A 17,846-nucleotide genomic window follows, 5' to 3' on the forward strand; every position below is an offset into this window, starting at 1 on the left:
CGTCAGCCTGACTTGCCGAACGATGGCGGGCGATCCTCCATCGCCGTTCCGAAGCGAGACGGCTTGGGTCCCATCTCGAACACCAATTCGCCGCCCTTTGCTAGCTCGGCATGCGCGATCCAGTTGCGCGTCCAGGGACGCCCATTCCACCGCACCGACTGGACATAGGGGCTGTCGGGACCATTGCCAGGCGCACGAACGCGCAGCGTGCGACCCTTGCCGAGGTCGAGCTCTGCCTCGTCGAATAGCGGCGACCCGAACACATAGACGGCACTCACCGGATCGACCGGGTAGAAACCGAGCGCGCTCAGCACGAACCACGCGCTCATCTGCCCGCAATCGTCGTTGCCGATCACACCGTCAGGATCGGCCTTGTACATCTCCGTCAACAGCCTGCGGACCATCGCCTGCGTCTTCCACGGCTTGCCGCAAAAGGCGTACAAATACGCGGCATGCTGGTCGGGCTCGTTGCCATGCGCATACTGCCCCACCAATCCGGTGATGTCCGGCGGCGCATTGGCCGGCAGGGTCGAAGGCCCGTTGAAGAACGCGTCGAGCTTCGCCTCGAACTTGGCGTCGCCGCCGAAATGCCGGATCAGGCCGTACGTGTCGTGCTGGTTGAGGAAAGTCGCTTGCCAGCCATTGGCCTCAGTGAAGTCGCGCCACCACGGCTTGGGCATGTGCCCGATCTGGATCGGATCATAAGGCGACCCCCACCATTTTCCGTCCGAGAATCTGGGCCGCGCGAAGCCGACCTCGGCATCGAGCACGTTGCGATAGTTCAGGCTCCGTTTGCGCAGCGTCGCAGCATCGTCATGCGCGCCGGCAGCCTCGGCCAGCACCGCCATTGCCCAGTCGTCATAAGCATATTCCTGAGTGCGGCTGACAGACTCCCACACCTTGTCGGCGGGAATATAGCCCAGCGCGTAATAATGCTCGCGGCCAAGCGAGCTGTCGCTGTCCTTGAACTTGGGGTCGAACGCGCGGCGGCGGATGTTGGGCCAAGCAGCCGCATAATCCGCCTCGATCCCCTTCGCCCGCGCTTCGGCCATGATCACCACGGAGTGCCAGCCGATCATGCAGCCGGTCTCGATCCCCTGCAGCGGCCAGACCGGCGGACCATAGGGGCTTTGCTGCGTCTGGCGAATCAAGTCGCGGGTGAACATCGCGGCATGTTCGGGCCGGATCAGCGTCAGCAGCGGGTGCAGCGCGCGATAGGTGTCCCAAGTGGAGTAGGTGCTGAACGCCGGCGCGTCCTCGGGCGCCTGATGCACTTGCCGGTCCATGCCCATGTAGCGCCCATCTCGGTCGGTAAATAGCGTCGGGGCCAGCATGGTGTGGTACAGGGCGCTGCTCATGATCGTGCGCTGAGCCTCGGTGCCCCCCTTCACCCGCACGCTTTGCAGCTCGCGCGCCCAGATCCTCCGCGCCTCGGCCGCGGCCCGATCAAAGTTCCAACCTGGCGCCTCCTGCGTCAGCGCCGCACGCGCGCCATTCACTGACACGCCCGACATGCCCGTCTTGATGACGATCGGTGCGCCGCCCGCCTCGTCGAAGAACAGCGCGACCTTCACGCTCTTGCCAGTGACGCCCTTCGCACCCTCGGCCGCTGGCTTGTCGTCGTCGCCAAAGAACTCGACGCGGCTGGGCTTGCGCGAAAGCTGCATGGCGAAGTGGATGTTGCGCCCCTTGGCCCATCGGTTCACCTGGCGGCTGCCGGTCAGCATGCCGTCGACGCCTAGCGCCAGCGATGCGCTTTCGATCAGCGCTCCAGTGTCCCACTTGTCCAGGATCATGTGCGCGAAATCGATCAGGATGTGTCCCGCGCCCTTGGGGAAATGATAGCGGTGCAGGCCCACACGCTCGGTGACGGTCAGTTCGGCGCGTACGCCGGACTCCAGCCGCACACGATAATAGCCCGGCTCGGCATGCTCGTCGGAGAAGCGCTGTCGATACCCGCCATCGGCATTGTCGAGCGGCCCGGGCTTGAGCTCCAGCTTGCCGCGGGTCGGCACCACCAGCACGTCGAGCATGTCGCCGATGCCGGTGCCCGACAGGTGGGTATGGCTGAACCCCATGATCGACCCGTCGGTACGGTGATAGCCCGAACACGCGTCCCAGCGCGCGTTATCGGTGTCCGGCCCCAGCTGGACCATCCCGAACGGCAGCGATGGCCCTGGAAAGGTGTGGCCGTGCCCGCCGGTGCCGACGAACAAGTCGGGCTTGGCCGCGGCAGGAGCCTGGGCCCAGGCGGTGCCGGGAACGGTGCTGCCGACGATCGCCAGTCCGGTTCCGGACAGCAATTGACGGCGATTGGCGGTGATCATCAAACGGGGCCTTCCGGTACGGTTCAGTAAGTGGCGGCGAGCAGCGCGGGCTTGCGCCGCTCGAGGTCGAGGATGAGGTCGCCGAACAGGCCATTGGCCCAGGCGAACCAGCTGCGCGTGAATTTGGCGGGATCGTCCTTGTGGAAGCTTTCATGCATGAAGCCGGTGCCGCCATGCGTGGCTTTCAGCCAGCTCAGGCACTGGCGGATCACGGCATCGTCATCGCTCATCAGCGCGCGGGTGATGAGCGACATCGGCCAGATCATGTCCATGCCGACATGCGGTCCACCGATCCCCTGTGCCGCCGAACCTGCGAAGAAATAGGGATTGCGCGGGCTCCAGGCGAGCGCGGCGGTGCGGCGATAGAGCGGGTCGTGACGGTCGGCGGCTCCCAGCAGCGGCAGCGCCGACAGGCTCGGCACATTGGCGTCATCCATGAAGATCGCGTCGCCGAAGCCATTGACCTCGAACGCCCAGGTCTCGCCGCCCGGCATCTTGCCATATTGCTCCAAAGCCTGGCGGACGCTGGTGGAGAACGCTTCAGCCTGCGCAGCACCGGCCGCATCGCCCCGCGCCTCGCGCAGCACCGTTGCCAGCATGGTGAGCGCCGATACCGCGAACAGGTTCGACGGGATCAGGAACGGGAACACGCAGGCATCGTCGGAGGGCCGGAAGCCCGAATGGATCAGCCCGACCTTCTTCGTGGGCGAACCCAGCCCGCCGAACATCAGCGTCTCGGTCGGCGTCACTTCGCGCCGTTGGAAACGGTACGGCCCCGGTCCGTCCAGCCGCTGCTGTTCCTTCAGCGTCGCGACCGCCTGCGCCATCCCGCGTGCCCAGAAGGCATCGAACGGAGCTTTGTCGTGCGTCGCCGTCCAATAGGCATGCGCCAGCCGCATTGGATAGCAAAGCGAGTCGATCTCCCACTTTCGCTCCGCCACGCCCGGCTTCATCTCGGTAAGGTCGTTGACCGCCCCCAGGTTCGACTTGGCGCTCGTATCCTTCAGGAACGCGTTGGCATAGGGATCGACCAGGATGCACCGCGCCTGGCGCTGGAGCGCGCCATGGAACAGCCGCCGCAGCCCGGCATCCTTGGGCGCCAAGTGAACATAGGTCTGAAGCTGCGCCGAGCTGTCGCGCAGCCACATCGCATCGATATCACCGGTGATGACGAAAGTGTCGGGCTTGCCGTCGACCGTGCCGGGCTGAACCGTGGTGTCGAGCGTGTTGGGATAGCAATTCTCGAACAGCCAGGCGAGTTCGACATCTGCGATCTTTGCCTTGACGCGCTTGATCTCGGCTTCGACCGCGGGGCTGATGAACGCCCGCTTCTCGCGCGGCGGCCGCTTGGAGACGAATGGCGCCGCGCTTGCAGATGCAGGCACCATTGCCGACAGGGCAATCGCCCCGCTGGTGGCCACCAGATCCCGGCGAGTAAGGGTCATCGCACGTTCCTTCACTTTGCCGGCGCGCTCATCGAGAACGGCGCCGCCGCCTTGCCGCTCGCCCAGGCGGTGTTCGGCTTGGGCCCCATCACGAAGCGCAACGTGCCGCCCCCGGTCAGTTGTTCGCGCGAGAGCCAGCTCTTGTCGTGGCGCTTGCCGTTGAGGGTCACCGACTGGATGTAGACATTGTCGGGGCTGTTATTCTCCGCCTCGATCGACAGCCGCTTGCCGTGAGGCAAGGTGAGCTGGACGTTGCGAAACAGCGGGCTGCCGATCGCATACTGCCCCACTGTCGGCGTGACCGGGTAGAAGCCCATTGCCGAGAACACATACCACGCCGATGTCTGGCCGTTGTCCTCGTCGCCGGGATAGCCGTCGGGCGTCGGCGCGTAGAGCTTCGTCATCACCTCACGCGCGTGATACTGGGTCTTCCACGGCGCGCCGGCCCAATCGTACAGGTAGATCATGTGCTGGATCGGCTGGTTGCCATGGGCATAATTGCCCATGTTGACGATCTGCATCTCGCGGATCTCGTGGATCGTCTCGCCATAATAGCTGTCGTCGAACAGCGGCGGCGCCGTGAAGATCGAATCCAGCCGGTCGACAAACTTGCGGTCGCCGCCCATCAGGTCGATCAACCCCTGCACGTCCTGCATCACCGACCAGCTATAGTGCAGCGAATTGCCTTCGGTGAACGCGTCGCCCCATTTCAGCGGGTTGAACGGCGTCGACCAGCTGCCATCCTGATTGCGGCCGCGCATCCAGCCGGATTGGGCGTCGTAGAGCTTGCGGTAATTCTGCGCCTGCTGCGCGTATTTGGCAGCATCCTCGGTCTTCCCGAGGGCAGCCGCCAAGCGTGACAGCGAGAAGTCGGCGATGGCATATTCCAGCGTGCGTGCGGCGTTCTCCTTGATGCCGACGTCGTAGGGTACATAGCCCAGCCGGTTGTAGAACTCGACGCCCTCGCGACCGACTGCGTTGACTACATTGCCCTTGGAATCACGCGGGCGACCCTGTGAGGTGGTGGCGTTCTTGACCATCGCCTCGTACAACGTCTCGACGTCGAAGCCGCGGACGCCGCTGAGATACGCGTCGGCAATGAGATTGGCCGAGTTGGACCCGATCATCACGTTGCGGTGACCCGGACTCGCCCATTCCGGCAACCAGCCGGATTCCTTGTAGGTGTTGACGAGCCCCTGCATGATCTGGCCGTCCACCTCGGGGTACATCAGCGCGAAGAACGGGAACACCGCGCGCCAGGTGTCCCAGAAGCCGTTGTCGGTGAACATCGGCCCGGGATGCACCTGCCCGTCATAGGGGCTGTAATGGACGGTCTTTCCCTGCGCATCGACCTCGTGGAAGGTACGCGGGAACTGCAGCATCCGATATAGCGCCGAGTAGAAGGTCTTGCGCGCATCCTTGTCGGGATCGCTGACGCGGATGCGCGACAGCTCGGTTTCCCAGATTTTGCGCGCCTTGGCTTCGGTCTGGGCGAAGCTGTCGCGGCCGACTTCTTCCGTCAGGTTCCGTTCCGCTTGTTCGGGGCTGATGAAGGACGAGGCGACCTTCACCCCCACTTGCTCGCCGCGCTTCGTCTTGAAGCTCACTACGGCGCCGACATGCGCGCCTTCGCTCTTGGCGGAATCGCGAAGCTGCCAGTTCTGATCCCAGGTGCGGGTGACGGAAAAACCGTGGTCGAATTGGAGGATGAAAAAGTTGTGAAAGTTGTGCGGAACGCCACCGCTGTTGTTGCGCGCATACCCTGTAATCCGGCGATTTTTGGCGTCGATGTTGACCATCGAACCTTCATCGTACGCGTCGAGGATGATGTGGGCGTCGTCGCTTTCGGGAAAAGTGAAGCGGAACTGGGCGGCGCGATTGGTGGGAACGACCTCCGCAGTGACGTCGTGATCGGCCAGATAAACCTTGTATTTGTAAGGCTTGGCCTCTTCCGCCTTGTGACTGAACCACGACGCGCGCTCGTCCTGCCTGATGCGCAGTGGCCCGGTCGTCCCCATCAGTTCGAACGCGGCGTAATCGTTCATCCAGGGGCTGGGCTGGTGCGTCTGCTTGATGCCGCTGATCTTGTTCGCGTCATAGGTATAGCCCCAGCCACTGCCCATCTTGCCGGTGACCGGCGACCAGAAGTTCATGCCCCAAGGCACCGCCACCGCGGGATAGGTGTTGCCATAGGACAAGGTGTAGTCGGAATCGGTGCCCATCAGGGGGTTCACCAGGTCGACCAGCGCCTCACGCGGCGCCGCGGCCTGCGCGAGCAGCGGTGCCGGCGCCACCAGCCCCAGCGTCACCAACATCGCGGTGCCGGCGCGCAGCCGCTGCCCCCAAGTGCTTTTCACCCTGCTTCTCCCCATGTTCAATGCTTGGCCGCGATCGGCCGCGGCGCGACGCCTTCGCGCGTCATCACCACCGGACGGATGCTACCATCCGCGTTGAAGATCATCCTGTCGATGGCGACCTGGCGATGCTCGCCGCGATCGGTGTCGAGCGGGCGGCGATGATAGGCGATAACCCAGTCGTCGGTGCCCGGCACCTGTACCACCGAATGGTGCCCCGCCCCCCGCGCGATCGCGAAATCCTGCTTGAGGATCTTGCCCATCGGCTTGAACGGTCCGGTCGGGCTCGGACCCATCGCATAGGCGACGCTGTAGTCCGGCCCGGTCCACCCCCCTTCCGACCACATCAGGTAATAGACGCCCTTGCGCTCGATCATGAACGAGCCCTCGACATAGCCCGGCGGCGTGATCTCCTTGTAGGTCGAGCCATCGGGGAACGGCACGATCGACTTCAGGTCGCGGCTGAGGCGCACGACGTTGCAATGCTGCCACCCGCCATAGAACAGATAGACCCGCCCATCCTTGTCGCGGAAGGCGAAGGGGTCGATCGGCTGCGCGCCATTGTGGAATTTGCCCACCAGCGGCTTGCCGATCGCATCCTTGAACGGACCACCGGGCTTGTCGCTGACCGCCAGGCCGATCCCGCCAAGCTCGGCGTCGCTCTGAATGTCGTTGGCGCTGAAGAACATGTAATAGCGGCCATTGGCCTCCAGCACCGAAGGCGCCCAGATCGCATAGGCGGCCCAGGCGGCGTCGCGCACGTCGAACACATGGCTGTGCTTGGTCCAATGGACCAGATCGGGCGAGGAAAAGGCGTTGAAGAAGGTCTGCATCCCGTAAGATGGGCGCACCGTCTTGCGCTTGCGGGCTTCCTGCTGCGCCGGCGTGAAGCGGGTCGTCAGATCGGGCGTGCCGGCATGATCGGAATAGGTCGGATAGATCCAATAGCGCCCGCCGAACACCCGGATCTCCGGATCGGCATACCAGCCGGGCACGATCGGGTTGGATGCGGTCGCGAGACCACAAGCGAGCAGCGCGGTGGCGCCGAGCCCCAGGCGAAGAAGCCGCTTCATCATCTGCACCGCCTTGGAGAAAAAGGAAAACAGGTGGCTCCCGAAGGAGCCACCCTAGGAAGCCGGAGGGGGCCGACGACGATCAGAAGTTGTAGGACAGGCCGACATAGGCCCGGCGACCAAAGTAGTTCCGGTAGGTGAAGCGGTCTTCGGTATCGTTGCCCAGATAGCGGCTTTCTTCCGATTTGGTCAGGTTGATGACCGAAGCGGTCAGCATCAACTTGTCCGTCACGGCATAAGAGGCGTTGAGATCGACCTGCTGATACGGCTTGGTGTATTCGTTAAGGCCGGACACCAGCGCACCCACGCGTTCACCGCGACGATTGTACGAAGCGCGCAGCAGCAGCTTGTCATTCTCGTAGAACACCGAGGCGTTGATCTGCGTCTTGGCGCTACCGACCAGGGCCGAGGTACCGACCTTCTGGCCATCGAGGGTGATGTCGGCGGTTGAAGTATCGTTGTAGGTGAAGTTCACCTGTGCGCCGAGGCCGAAGGGCAGCGTGTGCTGGGCATAGAGTTCAACACCCTGCGACCGGGCGTTGGAACCGTTGGCGAAAGTGGAATAGGGCCGGATCGGCACCTGCTCCCCATTCACTTCGCGCGTGACGTCGATCACCAGCGGCACGATGAAGTCGGACACGTCCTTGCGGAACAAGGTCGCGCCCAGCACCGATCCACGCTTGAAGTACCACTCGACGCCAAAATCATATTGCCAGGCGTTGAACGGCTTGAGGTCGGCGTTGCCACCGCCACCCGACCAACCTTCGACCGCGCCAAACTGGCCGCGATCGAAGACGAATTCGGGCGAGTTGTAATTCAAGGAGCGTTCGGCACCCAGATTGGCGAAAGACGGGCGGGCGATCACCTTAGCGACCGAAGCGCGGAATAGCAGGTTTGGCGTGGCTTCGAAGACCGCATTGGCGCTCGGCAGCACGTCGGTATAGGTTTTTGACTGGTCAACGCGCGTGTTCACGATCTCCTCGCGCACTTCCAGCGGCAGCATGGCGCAATTGCCGTCGGCTCCCAGCGGCCGGTTGGGGTCGAAGGGGCCGCCGGGGCCATTCACGCAGTAATCGCGCCGGTACACGAGGCGGTCGGAGGTATTGCCGGTCTGCTTCGTCTGCGCCACGCGCACACCGATGTTCCCACGAAACGCACCGCTGTGGAAATTCAGCTGGGTATAGCCCGAGAGAATCCGCTCACCCAGATCGTAGATGAAGTCCTTTTCCTGGTACTTCACCGAGGGCCCGTAGGTACTGTCAAGATAACGGATATAATTATCGAAATTGATGCCCGGGAAGGTCGTGCTGCTGAAACCGCCGATCAGGTTTCCGATTTCCTTATCCAGGAAGAATTCCGGCCGCGCGACCGCGCCATCATCGGTGTCCTGGTAGAGCAGCTCTGTCGCGGGATCGGCGTACCAATCGTTGCGGCCTGTCTCACGATGGATCTTCAGCTCACGCCACTTGCCACCAACTTGAATCGATTCAAGAAAGCCGTCGAAGCGCCGCGTCAGGTCGAGTTGGGCGTAGCGCTGGCCCAGATCGGTGTTGATGAAGCTGGAACGCGTCGATCCCACGTCCACCTGGGCGATACCAGCCTTGAGGTTCTCCAGCACACCGGGTGAGAAGGTGTAGTCGATCTGACCGTTGGAGATGTCCCAGGCGCTAAGCGCACTGCCGCTCTGCTCCTGGCCAGGAATGGTTACGCGCGGCTTGACCGCAACGTTGAACCGCATCGACGGCCCACCGCTCGACTTGGTCTTGCCGACCTTCAGACGGGCGTCAAACTGGTCCTGCTTAAAGGCAACTTCGGTTTCGAAGGTGTTGGAGACCTGTTTCTCGCGGCTGTAGGTGCCAGTGATCCAAGGCGTCTCCATCGTGCAGGGTGTGGGACGAGCGAGGCAGCCAGTGCCAGCGGCGGGCAGCGCGAAGGTCGCGCCTTGGAAAATGGTACCGCTCGAATCCAGCGCGGCATCCTTGAAGAAGCTGCCATAACCCCATTCGGGCACCTGCACCCGATTGGAGACATAATCGCTGCTATATTCGAAACGGAAATAGTTAGAGGTGACGGTCAGGTTATCGAATGGCTTGACCTGCAGGGTGGCCTGAATACCGGTGCGTTCACGATCCTGGTTGAACACTTCCGCCGTCACTGACTGCGGAGCCCAATAACCGGAATAATGCTTGCCATCCTGGGTCGTCTGACCACCGCCAGACCAATAGGAAATGGCGTCGTCATTGGCAAAAGTGTTGCCCTTCACGTCGGTCGCTGGAGTAATGACGTTGCCGGTCGCGTCTCGATCGCTCCACCAAAGCCACGAGTCAGCGCTGCTGCGCAGCTCGCGATTGGTGCGCTTCTGATAAACGCCGCCGACCAGGAAACCGATCGTCTCTGCCTCGTTCTTCCACGACACCTGACCGCCGATCTGCGGCTCGAATTTTTCGGAGGTGTCGGCGTAGGTGCCTTCGATCGAGGCGAAGCCCGACCATGCCGGCAGATCGAGCGGGCGGCGCGTGTTCAGGATGATGGTGCCGCCAACACCACCTTCATCGATGCGCGCTTCTGGCGACTTGTAGACTTCGGTGCTGGCGATGAAGTTCGACGGCAGAAGGACATAGTTAAACGAGCGGTCGGGGTCGCCACTGTCGGCGCCGGCCAGGAAGTTGCCGTTGAGCAGGGTAAGCGTCAGATCCGACGTCAGACCGCGGATACTGACCCGGCTGCCCTCACCACCGTCGCGATCGATGATTACGCCCGGCACGCGCTGGAGCGCGTCGGCGACGTTCTTGTCGGGGAACTTGCCGATATCCTCGGCAGTGATGACATCGACGAACGCGCTGGCCTCACGCTTCTGATTGAGGCTTTCCTCGATGGAGCGACGATAGCCGGTGACCACGACATCCTCGGTGGTTGTCGCCTGGTTGGGATCGGCGGTTTCCTGCGCCGGGCCTGTGGCCGGGCCTGGAGTGCCGGGCGCCTGCATGGCCGTGGCGCCGGCTTGCGCCGCGACATCCTGCGCGAACGCGGCAGGCGCGATGCCGGCGATGATGCTCGCGGAGAGCAGCAGCTTCCACGCCGAATACCGGCGGGGGGCGGCGAAATTCGTGTGCAGATCCAGAGCGCTCATCGGCGGCGTCCTCCCAATCGGCCGCTTTCGATGCGCGGCCTGTCCTCACCAAGTGTTGCCATCATCATCCGGTTCGAGGCCGGCGTTGGAGCGTTCGAACGCCCCTGGCTTGCCCTTATGAGAGAATAAGAAAAGCAACTTGTCAATTGAATGCCCGCGCGGTTCGTCGGACGCGGGGCACTTCTCACAGGTCAGCGCCGCAGACTGAGGGGTCGACGGATATTGTTGGGGCCGCACTGGCGGCGGGCTGGATTGGGCAGTTATCGGTGGCGAAGCGCCGCAAACCGCTCCACGGTCAGGGCCGCTTTGGCCCTGCAGCGGCGAAGCGGAAGGTAGCGGTCACTGGGAAATGATCCGAGGGGTAAACGCCGCCCTGATGATAATCGTCGGTTTCGACCGTGGTCGCGCGGAAGCCCCGGGTGAACAGATAGTCGATCCGCCGATCGGCGGTGCCGGTGAAATCGTGGAAGGTGTTTTCGGGTCCGCGCACGGCGCGGCTATGGGTGCGCGCATCGCGCAGCGCCTGCGCGAAGATGGCATATGCCCTGCTGTTCGGGCGGGTGTTCATGTCGCCCGCAAGCACTACCGGCAGAGTCGCGGGAAAGGCGGCGAGGCGTTCGAGGATCAACGCCGCGGACCGCTCGCGCGCCGCATCGTCCTGGTCGCGGTGGGCCAGGTGCGTGTCGACGAACAGGAACTGGCGCGGGCGTGATCCCCGCGTTTCGAACACTGCCCAAGTCGCCATGCGCGGCAGGTCCGCACCCCAGCTCATGCTGTTCGGCCGCTCCGGCGTATCGGAAAGCCAGAAGTCGCCGCTGCGTAGCAGCCGCACCCGATCGGGGCGGTAGAACACGCCCATATGCTCGTCGGCATGCCCCCCGGCCCGGTCCCGCCCGAACCAGCGGTAGCCCGGCAGTGCGCTGACGATGTCGTCGCCCTGGCGCTGCAACAGTTCCTGGGTTCCGATGACGTCGGGCCGGGAGCGCTCCAGGAGGGCGATGAGGACCGGTCGGCGCACCGGCCATCGCTGGGGTCCCTGGTCGGAGGCGTAGCGGACGTTGAAGGTCATCACCTTCACCGAAGACGCACAGCCGGCAAGGTGCAGGAGGAGCAGCACGGGGAGAACAAGTCGGATGCGGGCGATCAAGGTTGTGCCTCCTTGTTGCGGCGCGCGGGTTGCTAACGGCGTGCGCGACCGGCCTGGGTGCCGCGCGGCTTAACCGGCCCGGGCGTCCCGTGTCATGCGCGATGGCGCGCGGTGGCCGCGCTTGTGCCGCATCGGCAGGAGTTGCGACGACGCCGGCCGACGCGGTAGAGCAGTCGGCGACGCCGTTTTTGGGGAGCTTGCCGTTGCTGTTGACGCAGACCTTGCGCTGGTTCGGACCCGGCGATCCCGTGCGCTTGCGCGATATCCGCCAGGCCGGGGCAAGCGAAGTGGTGACTGCGTTGCACGAGCTGCCGAACGGCGCGGTCTGGCCGGTCGAAGCGATCGCCGCGCGCAAGGCGCTGATCGAAGCGAGTGGGCTTGGCTGGAGCGTGGTGGAGAGCCTGCCGGTGCATGACGGCATCAAGCGGCGGTCCGCCGATTGGGACGAACTGATCGACGCCTATCGCAAGAGCCTGCGCAATCTGGGGCAATGCGGGGTCACGGTGGTGACCTACAACTTCATGCCGCTGCTGGATTGGACGCGGACGGACCTGGCGTGGGAGCTGCCCGACGGTGCGCTCGCCTTGCGGTTCGAGTGGGAGGCGTTCGCCGCTTATGACCTCCATCTGCTCGGCCGGGCGGGTGCCGAGGCCGATTACAGCCCGGCGGTGCGCGAAGCCGCGGCGCGCCGCTTCGCGGTGATGGACGAGGAAGACCGACGCACGTTGGAGCGCACGATCCTGGCGGGCCTTCCGGGAAGCGAGGAGAGCTTCACGTCCGCGCAGTTCCAGGAGGCGCTAGACAGCTATGGCGCGGTGACTCCCGATCGCCTGCGCGAGAACCATGTCGCGTTCCTGGAAGCGGTGTGCCCGGCGGCGGAGGAAGCCGGCGTGCGGCTGGTGGTGCATCCCGACGACCCGCCCTTCCCCATTTTCGGACTGCCGCGGGTGGTCAGCACCGAGGCCGACGTGAGCGCGCTGTTCGAGCGGGTCCCGAGCACCGCCAACGGGCTGTGCTTCTGCTCCGGGTCGTTCGGCGCGCGTCCCGACAACGACCTTGCCGGCATGGTGCGCCGGCTGGGAGACCGGATCGGCTTCCTCCACCTCCGCTCGGTCGCGCAGGAGGGTGAGCGGACCTTCCACGAAGCCGCCCATCTCGAGGGCAGCGCCGGGATGGCGGCGATCATGAAGGAAGTGGTCGCGCTGTCGCGCGCCGAGGGGCGGAGCATCCCGATGCGTCCGGACCATGGCCACCAGATGCTCGACGATATCGGCAGGAAGACCAATCCCGGCTACTCGCTGCTCGGGCGGATGCGCGGCCTGGCCGAGCTGCGCGGCCTGGAGCGGGGGCTGGCCCACGTCTAGGGGTATCGCGTGGCCAGCGCCGCGAGATCGGCCGGCGTGTTGATGTTGGGCGCGGCCGTGCTGGAGCGGATGGCGCGCGCGCCGATCCGCTCGCCAAAGCCGCGGACCGAGCGGCGGGGATCGGTGGCGATGAAGTGCTCGAGGGCGCCGAGCGCGTCTGCCGGCCACAGCCCGATCACGGGCTGGCCCTCCAGATAGCTCGGCGCCCGGTCTAGGACGTCGGCGGGCAGATCGGGGCAGTCGACGCCGCAGGTCAGCACCTGGCCGAACCCGTGTTGCGCTGCATAGGCCAGGGCGCCGCAGAGGCCTCCCAGCGGGCCCAGCCCGGGCGACGGGCGGTCTTCCACGCTGACGACGTCGGCGACGTGCCGCCCGGCGACCGCGACCGCCTCCGCGTGGCGGCGCAGATTGTCGAGCGCGTGCGCGATCAACGGCCGCCCCGAGAGCATCGCGACAGCCTTGTCCGAGCCGAACCGCGACGACTTGCCGCCCGCCAGCACGACGCCCAGCGTCCTCACGCGATCGCCCGGTGCGGATCGTTGAGCACCAGCATCGAATCGCGCCGGGCGAGCGCCACCAGGGCAAGCCCCGCTTCGCGGGCGCGCTCCACCGCCAGGCTGGTAGGTGCCGAGATGGCGACGAGCAGCGGACAGCCGACCTGCACCGTCTTCTCAACCAATTCATAGCTGCAACGCGAGGTCACGAGGAAGAACCCGTCCCCGAAACCGCCGCCAGAGCGCGCCACCGCGCCGATCAGCTTGTCGAGCGCATTGTGGCGGCCGACATCCTCGCGCACCTGCCTGATCGTTCCATCGGGCGCGCAGAACGCCGCGGCGTGCACCGCACCCGTCGCGGCGCTGAGCGGCTGGAGCGCGGGAAGCCCGTCCAGCGCGGCGTGGATCGCCGCGCGCGTGGTCCCGATTCGGGCTTTGAGGGTCGGCAAGGGCCGCAGGACTTGGGCGATGTTGTCCATGCCGCACAGCCCGCAGGCGCTCTCCGACACCCGCAGCCTGGCGCGCCCCAGCACGGGCTCGAGCCGCGACTGCACCAGCGTCACGCGTATGACGAAGCCACCCTCGACAGCATGGGTATCGATCCCGAGAACTTCGTCGGGCGCGGCAAGCCCCTCGGTCAACGTGAACCCGAGAGCGAAGTCCTCGAAGTCGGCGGGGGTCGCCATCATCACCCCATAGCCGATCCCATTGAACTCGATCGCGATCGGCGTCTCCAGCGGAACCGCCCGCATGCCTTCGTACGCGGTCCCGCTGTTCGTCGGGTACTCGACCAGCAAGGGACCAGCCGGCAGCGCCGACATGCTACGCCGCGTCGGCCTTGATGCGGACCGGCACCGATTTGGCCGCGGGAGTCTTCGACAGGCAGTCATGATGCGACAGCGCGATGAGCGGATTCATTTCCGGATAATAGGCCGCCACGCACCCATCGGGGAGCGAGAAAGGCGTCACGGTCAAGCCGCCGACCTCGCGGTGAATGCCATCCTCCGCATCGCTGACCAGCGCAACGACCTGGCCAGCGCGTATCCCGGCCCTGGCAATCTCGTCCGGGTTCATCAGCAGCACGTCGCGTGTCCCTTCGATGCCGCGCAACCGGTCGGAATAGCCGTAGATGGTCGTGTTGAACTGGTCGTTGGATCGCAAGGTGATCAGGCGGTAGCGGCCCGGCGCCTCGGCAAAGCCACAGGCGTTCAGCCCGTCGGGGATGCTGAATTCGGCCTTGCCGCTTTCGGTCTTCCACACCCGCTCGCGCGCGGCGTTGCCGCGGTAGAAGCCCCCGGGCGTGAACACCCGTGCGTTGAAATCGGCGAACTCGTCGGGATAGGTCGCTTCGATCAACTCGCGCACCTGGCCATAATCGCCGACCCAGTCGTCCCAGCGCACCTTCGGATTGTCCGGTAGCGCCGCCTTGGCGAGTCCCGCGACGATCGAAAGTTCGGAGCGAAGATGCTCGCTGGCGGGTTTGCGGCGGCTGATCGAGCCGTGGATGCAGGACAGGCTGTCCTCCATCGTGACGATCTGCGCCCCGCTATCCTGCAGGTCTTCCTCCGACCGGCCGAGGCAGGGCAGCAGATAGGCGACTTCGCCGTTGATCAGGTGACTTCGGTTCAATTTGGTCGCGATCTGGACGGTCAGGCGCATGCCGGTCCAGGCCGCCTCCATCTTTTCGCGCTCCGGGATGGCGCGGATGAAATTGCCGCCCAGGCCAAGGAACGCCTTCACCTCGCCCGCCAGAATGCCCTCGCACGCCTCGACCGTGTTCATGCCCTTCTCAGTCGGCGGTGCGAAGCCGAACAGCTTTTCAAGCGCATCGAGCGGCACCAGCTCGGGCTTTTCCGAGATACCGACGGTGCGCTGTCCCTGGACGTTGGAGTGGCCGCGCACCGGCGAGATGCCGGCACCTTCCCGGCCCAAATTGCCGCGCAGCAGCAACAGGTTGATGAGCGTGCCGATGGTCTGCGAGCCATGGACGTGCTGAGTGACCCCCATGCCGTAAAAGGCGATGACCTTCTTGGCGCCGCAGTAAATGTCGGCAGCCGCCTCCAGATCGGCGCGAGTCAGGCCCGATTCGCGTTCGATGTCCTCCCACTCGGTGGCCTTCACCAGATCGGCAAAGGCGCCGAAGCCGTGGGTGTGTTGTTCGATGAAGTCGACGTCGATCAGATGATGCCGCTGCTCGGTCCATTGACGCTCCTCGCGTGCCAGGACGTGCTTGCACATCCCCAGGATCGCGGCGATGTCGCCGCCCGGGCGAACCTGGAAATACAGCTCGGAGATGCGGGTCTCCTTGCCCGTCGCCATTTCCACCGGGCTTTGCGGATTGGTGAAGGCGATCAGCCCCCGTTCCTGGATCGGATTGAACGTGACGATGCGGCAGCCGCGCCGCACCGCTTCCTGCAGTGGGTGCAGCAGGCGCGGACTGTTGGTGCCTGGATTCTGCCCGAAGAAGAAGATCGCGTCGCACTTCTCGAAGTCTTCGGCGACACAGGTGCCGACCGACGAGCCGATGACCTTCTTCAAGCCCACCGAGGTGGTCTCGTGGCACATGTTCGAGCTGTCGGGCAGATTGTTGTGCCCGTAGAGCCGGGCGAACAGAGCCCAAAGATAGGACGTCTCCAGGCTTGCCCGTCCCGAGGCATAGAAGACCGTCGACTTGGGCTCGAGAGCGCGCAGCTCCGCGCCGATCGCGCGAAACGCCTCCTCCCAGGCGACGGGTACATATCTGTCACTGGCGGGATCGTAGCGCATCGGGTGCGTCAATCGCCCCACCTGCTCCAGGTCATAGTCGCGCCAGGTCTTGAGCTCGGAAACGGTGTGCTGGGCGAAAAACTCGGGCGTGCAGCGGCGGCTGGTCAGCTCCCACAAGGTCGCCTTGGCACCGTTTTCGCAGAACTCGAACGGGTGCGGATTTGCCGGTTTGGTCCAGGCGCACGAGACGCACATGAACCCGCCCGGCTTGTTCTGACGCCGCAGCGTATCGAGCGCGCCCGGTGAAACACCTTCCTTGCCGGCGACCAGCGAAATACCGCGAAGCGATCCCCAACCACCGGCCGGCTTGTCATAGTGCACCGTCTCGTCCGTCTCGTCGCGCATCACGATCCCTCCACCAGGCGGTTCCTCAGGAACCGGTCATCCCCATCGTGTCCAGCAGAAGCTTCATGTTCAAGCCAATGATCAGGGCAGTGACCAGCCATGCCACGAGCTTCAACCATCGAGGGCTGGTCAAATTTCCCATCTTCGTGCGGTCGGAGGTGAATTGAACCAGCGGCACCACCGCGAACGGCAATTGCAGAGAGAGCACGACCTGGCTGAGCACGAGCAACTTGGCCGTTCCGGACTCGCCGTACAGGGCCGCGACGATGCCGGCCGGGATGATCGCCAGGCCGCGGGTGACCAGCCGCCGCACCCAGGGCGCCAGGCGCAGGCGCAAAAAGCCCTCCATGATGACCTGCCCGGCGAGCGTGGCGGTCACCGTCGAGTTCTGACCCGAAGCCAGCAGCGCAACGGCGAACAAGGTGCTCGCCAGCGCCGCGCCGAGCGTCGGGGTAAGCAGCCGATAGGCGTCCTGGATCTCGGCGACTTCGGTGTTCCCGGCGGTGTGGAACGCCGCGGCGGCCAGGATCAGGATCGCGGCATTGACGAACAAAGCCAGCATCAAGGCGATCGTCGTGTCCAGCGTCGCCCATTTGGCAGCGTCGCGCTTGCCCTCCGGGCTGGGATCGAAATTGCGGGTCTGTACCGCCGCGGAATGCAGATACAGGTTGTGCGGCATCACCGTGGCGCCGAGGATGCCGATGGCGAGATAGAGCATCGCCGGGTTGGTCACGATCTGCGACGTCGGCACCAGCCCCGCGGCAACGCCGGAAAGATCGGGCCGCGACACGATCAACTCATAGGCGAAGCAGCCCGCGATGATCGCCAGCAGCGCGATCACGAACGCCTCGAGCCGGCGAAACCCCCGCTTTTGCAGCGCCAGGATCAGGAACACATCGAGCGCGGTGAGCAATACGCCCCACACCAGCGGAAGACCGAACAGGAGATTGAGTCCGATGGCCGTGCCGATCACCTCGGCAAGGTCGCAGGCCACGATCGCGATCTCGCACAGCAGCCACAAAAGGATCGCTACAGGGCGGCTATAGGCGTCGCGGCACGCAGAGGCGAGATCGCGGCCTGTGGCGATGCCCAGCCGCGCCGCCAGGGTCTGGAGCACGATCGCCATCAGGTTGGACAGCAGGATGACCGACAGCAGCGAATAACCAAAGGCCGATCCGCCGGCCAGGTCGGTGGCCCAGTTGCCGGGATCCATGTAGCCGACCGCCACCAGGAACCCCGGGCCGGCGAACGCCGCGAGCCGACGCAAACCGACGGCCGATGCGGGTACGGGCACCGAGCGGAAAACCTCGGGCAGCGACTGGGTACCAGCCGACCGCCAGCCACGATCATCCTGTTCGGTGTTGCCCCTGCCGTTCATCCGATGGCCTTCTGCCGGTCCCG

At 64.8% G+C, this 17,846-nt stretch carries 11 protein-coding genes; 1 reads left to right on the top strand and 10 read right to left on the bottom strand.

The genetic code is table 11. The features are described 5' to 3' along the window. Positions 1 to 2 precede the first annotated feature (2 nt). The 6 genes from LZ586_RS02990 to LZ586_RS03015 all read right to left on the bottom strand — a co-directional run bounded on the left by LZ586_RS02990 (position 3) and on the right by LZ586_RS03015 (position 11,476). Positions 3 to 2,327: a GH92 family glycosyl hydrolase gene (locus LZ586_RS02990; RefSeq protein WP_235078206.1), complete on the bottom strand. Its 2,325-nt coding sequence runs from the start codon at positions 2,325 to 2,327 to the stop codon at positions 3 to 5. 23 nt (positions 2,328 to 2,350) lie between these two features. Further along, complete coding sequence (locus tag LZ586_RS02995; protein WP_235078207.1) at positions 2,351 to 3,772, bottom strand: glycoside hydrolase family 125 protein; 1,422 nt, start codon at positions 3,770 to 3,772, stop codon at positions 2,351 to 2,353. A gap of 11 nt (positions 3,773 to 3,783) precedes the next feature. Then, positions 3,784 to 6,087 (bottom strand): GH92 family glycosyl hydrolase, encoded by a 2,304-nt coding sequence (locus LZ586_RS03000; RefSeq protein ID WP_235079717.1) that lies wholly within the window; start codon positions 6,085 to 6,087, stop codon positions 3,784 to 3,786. Positions 6,088 to 6,146: 59 nt separating this feature from the next. Beyond that, positions 6,147 to 7,202, bottom strand: a complete 1,056-nt coding sequence (locus LZ586_RS03005) for a glycoside hydrolase family 43 protein (protein WP_235078208.1) — start codon at positions 7,200 to 7,202, stop codon at positions 6,147 to 6,149. A 79-nt stretch (positions 7,203 to 7,281) separates the two neighbouring features. Further along, positions 7,282 to 10,329: a TonB-dependent receptor gene (locus LZ586_RS03010; protein WP_235078209.1), complete on the bottom strand. Its 3,048-nt coding sequence runs from the start codon at positions 10,327 to 10,329 to the stop codon at positions 7,282 to 7,284. 295 nt (positions 10,330 to 10,624) lie between these two features. Beyond that, positions 10,625 to 11,476 carry an endonuclease/exonuclease/phosphatase family protein gene (locus LZ586_RS03015; RefSeq protein ID WP_235078210.1) on the bottom strand — a complete coding sequence of 284 codons (852 nt, stop codon included), beginning with the start codon at positions 11,474 to 11,476 and terminating at the stop codon, positions 10,625 to 10,627. A 209-nt stretch (positions 11,477 to 11,685) separates the two neighbouring features. On the opposite strand from LZ586_RS03015, the gene uxuA reads away from it, so the two are divergent. Further along, the gene (gene uxuA / locus LZ586_RS03020; protein WP_235078211.1) at positions 11,686 to 12,840 is read left to right on the top strand and encodes a mannonate dehydratase; all 1,155 of its coding nucleotides are present in this window, start codon (positions 11,686 to 11,688) and stop codon (positions 12,838 to 12,840) included. Here uxuA and LZ586_RS03025 read toward each other — a convergent pair. From LZ586_RS03025 to LZ586_RS03040, 4 genes are read right to left on the bottom strand one after another with little or no spacing between them, the layout of a single operon-like run. Beyond that, positions 12,837 to 13,358, bottom strand: coding sequence for a molybdenum cofactor guanylyltransferase (locus LZ586_RS03025; RefSeq protein ID WP_235078212.1), 522 nt, complete (start codon positions 13,356 to 13,358; stop codon positions 12,837 to 12,839). The genes uxuA and LZ586_RS03025 overlap by 4 nt on opposite strands. Beyond that, positions 13,355 to 14,155 carry a formate dehydrogenase accessory sulfurtransferase FdhD gene (gene fdhD, locus LZ586_RS03030; RefSeq protein WP_235078213.1) on the bottom strand — a complete coding sequence of 267 codons (801 nt, stop codon included), beginning with the start codon at positions 14,153 to 14,155 and terminating at the stop codon, positions 13,355 to 13,357. The genes LZ586_RS03025 and fdhD overlap by 4 nt, the downstream gene beginning before the upstream one ends. A 1-nt stretch (position 14,156) precedes the next feature. After that, entirely contained in the window at positions 14,157 to 16,445 is a 2,289-nt protein-coding gene (locus LZ586_RS03035) for an FdhF/YdeP family oxidoreductase (protein WP_235078214.1), read from the bottom strand. A 25-nt stretch (positions 16,446 to 16,470) separates the two neighbouring features. Next, positions 16,471 to 17,823: an Nramp family divalent metal transporter gene (locus LZ586_RS03040; protein ID WP_235078215.1), complete on the bottom strand. Its 1,353-nt coding sequence runs from the start codon at positions 17,821 to 17,823 to the stop codon at positions 16,471 to 16,473. Positions 17,824 to 17,846: the final 23 nt, after the last annotated feature.

This window comes from Sphingomonas sp. S2-65 (assembly GCF_021513175.1).
GTDB lineage: Bacteria > Pseudomonadota > Alphaproteobacteria > Sphingomonadales > Sphingomonadaceae > Sphingomonas.

Coding starts and splice junctions, on each gene's coding strand:
- LZ586_RS03000 (WP_235079717.1), bottom strand. CDS start 6,087: ATGTTGGTGACGCTGGGGCTGGTGGCGCCGGCACCGCTGCTCGCGCAG.
- fdhD (WP_235078213.1), bottom strand. CDS start 14,155: ATGTCGGCGCTGCCGGCTGGTCCCTTGCTGGTCGAGTACCCGACGAAC.
- LZ586_RS03005 (WP_235078208.1), bottom strand. CDS start 7,202: ATGATGAAGCGGCTTCTTCGCCTGGGGCTCGGCGCCACCGCGCTGCTC.
- LZ586_RS02990 (WP_235078206.1), bottom strand. CDS start 2,327: ATGATCACCGCCAATCGCCGTCAATTGCTGTCCGGAACCGGACTGGCG.
- LZ586_RS03035 (WP_235078214.1), bottom strand. CDS start 16,445: ATGCGCGACGAGACGGACGAGACGGTGCACTATGACAAGCCGGCCGGT.
- LZ586_RS03040 (WP_235078215.1), bottom strand. CDS start 17,823: ATGAACGGCAGGGGCAACACCGAACAGGATGATCGTGGCTGGCGGTCG.
- LZ586_RS03010 (WP_235078209.1), bottom strand. CDS start 10,329: ATGAGCGCTCTGGATCTGCACACGAATTTCGCCGCCCCCCGCCGGTAT.
- LZ586_RS02995 (WP_235078207.1), bottom strand. CDS start 3,772: ATGACCCTTACTCGCCGGGATCTGGTGGCCACCAGCGGGGCGATTGCC.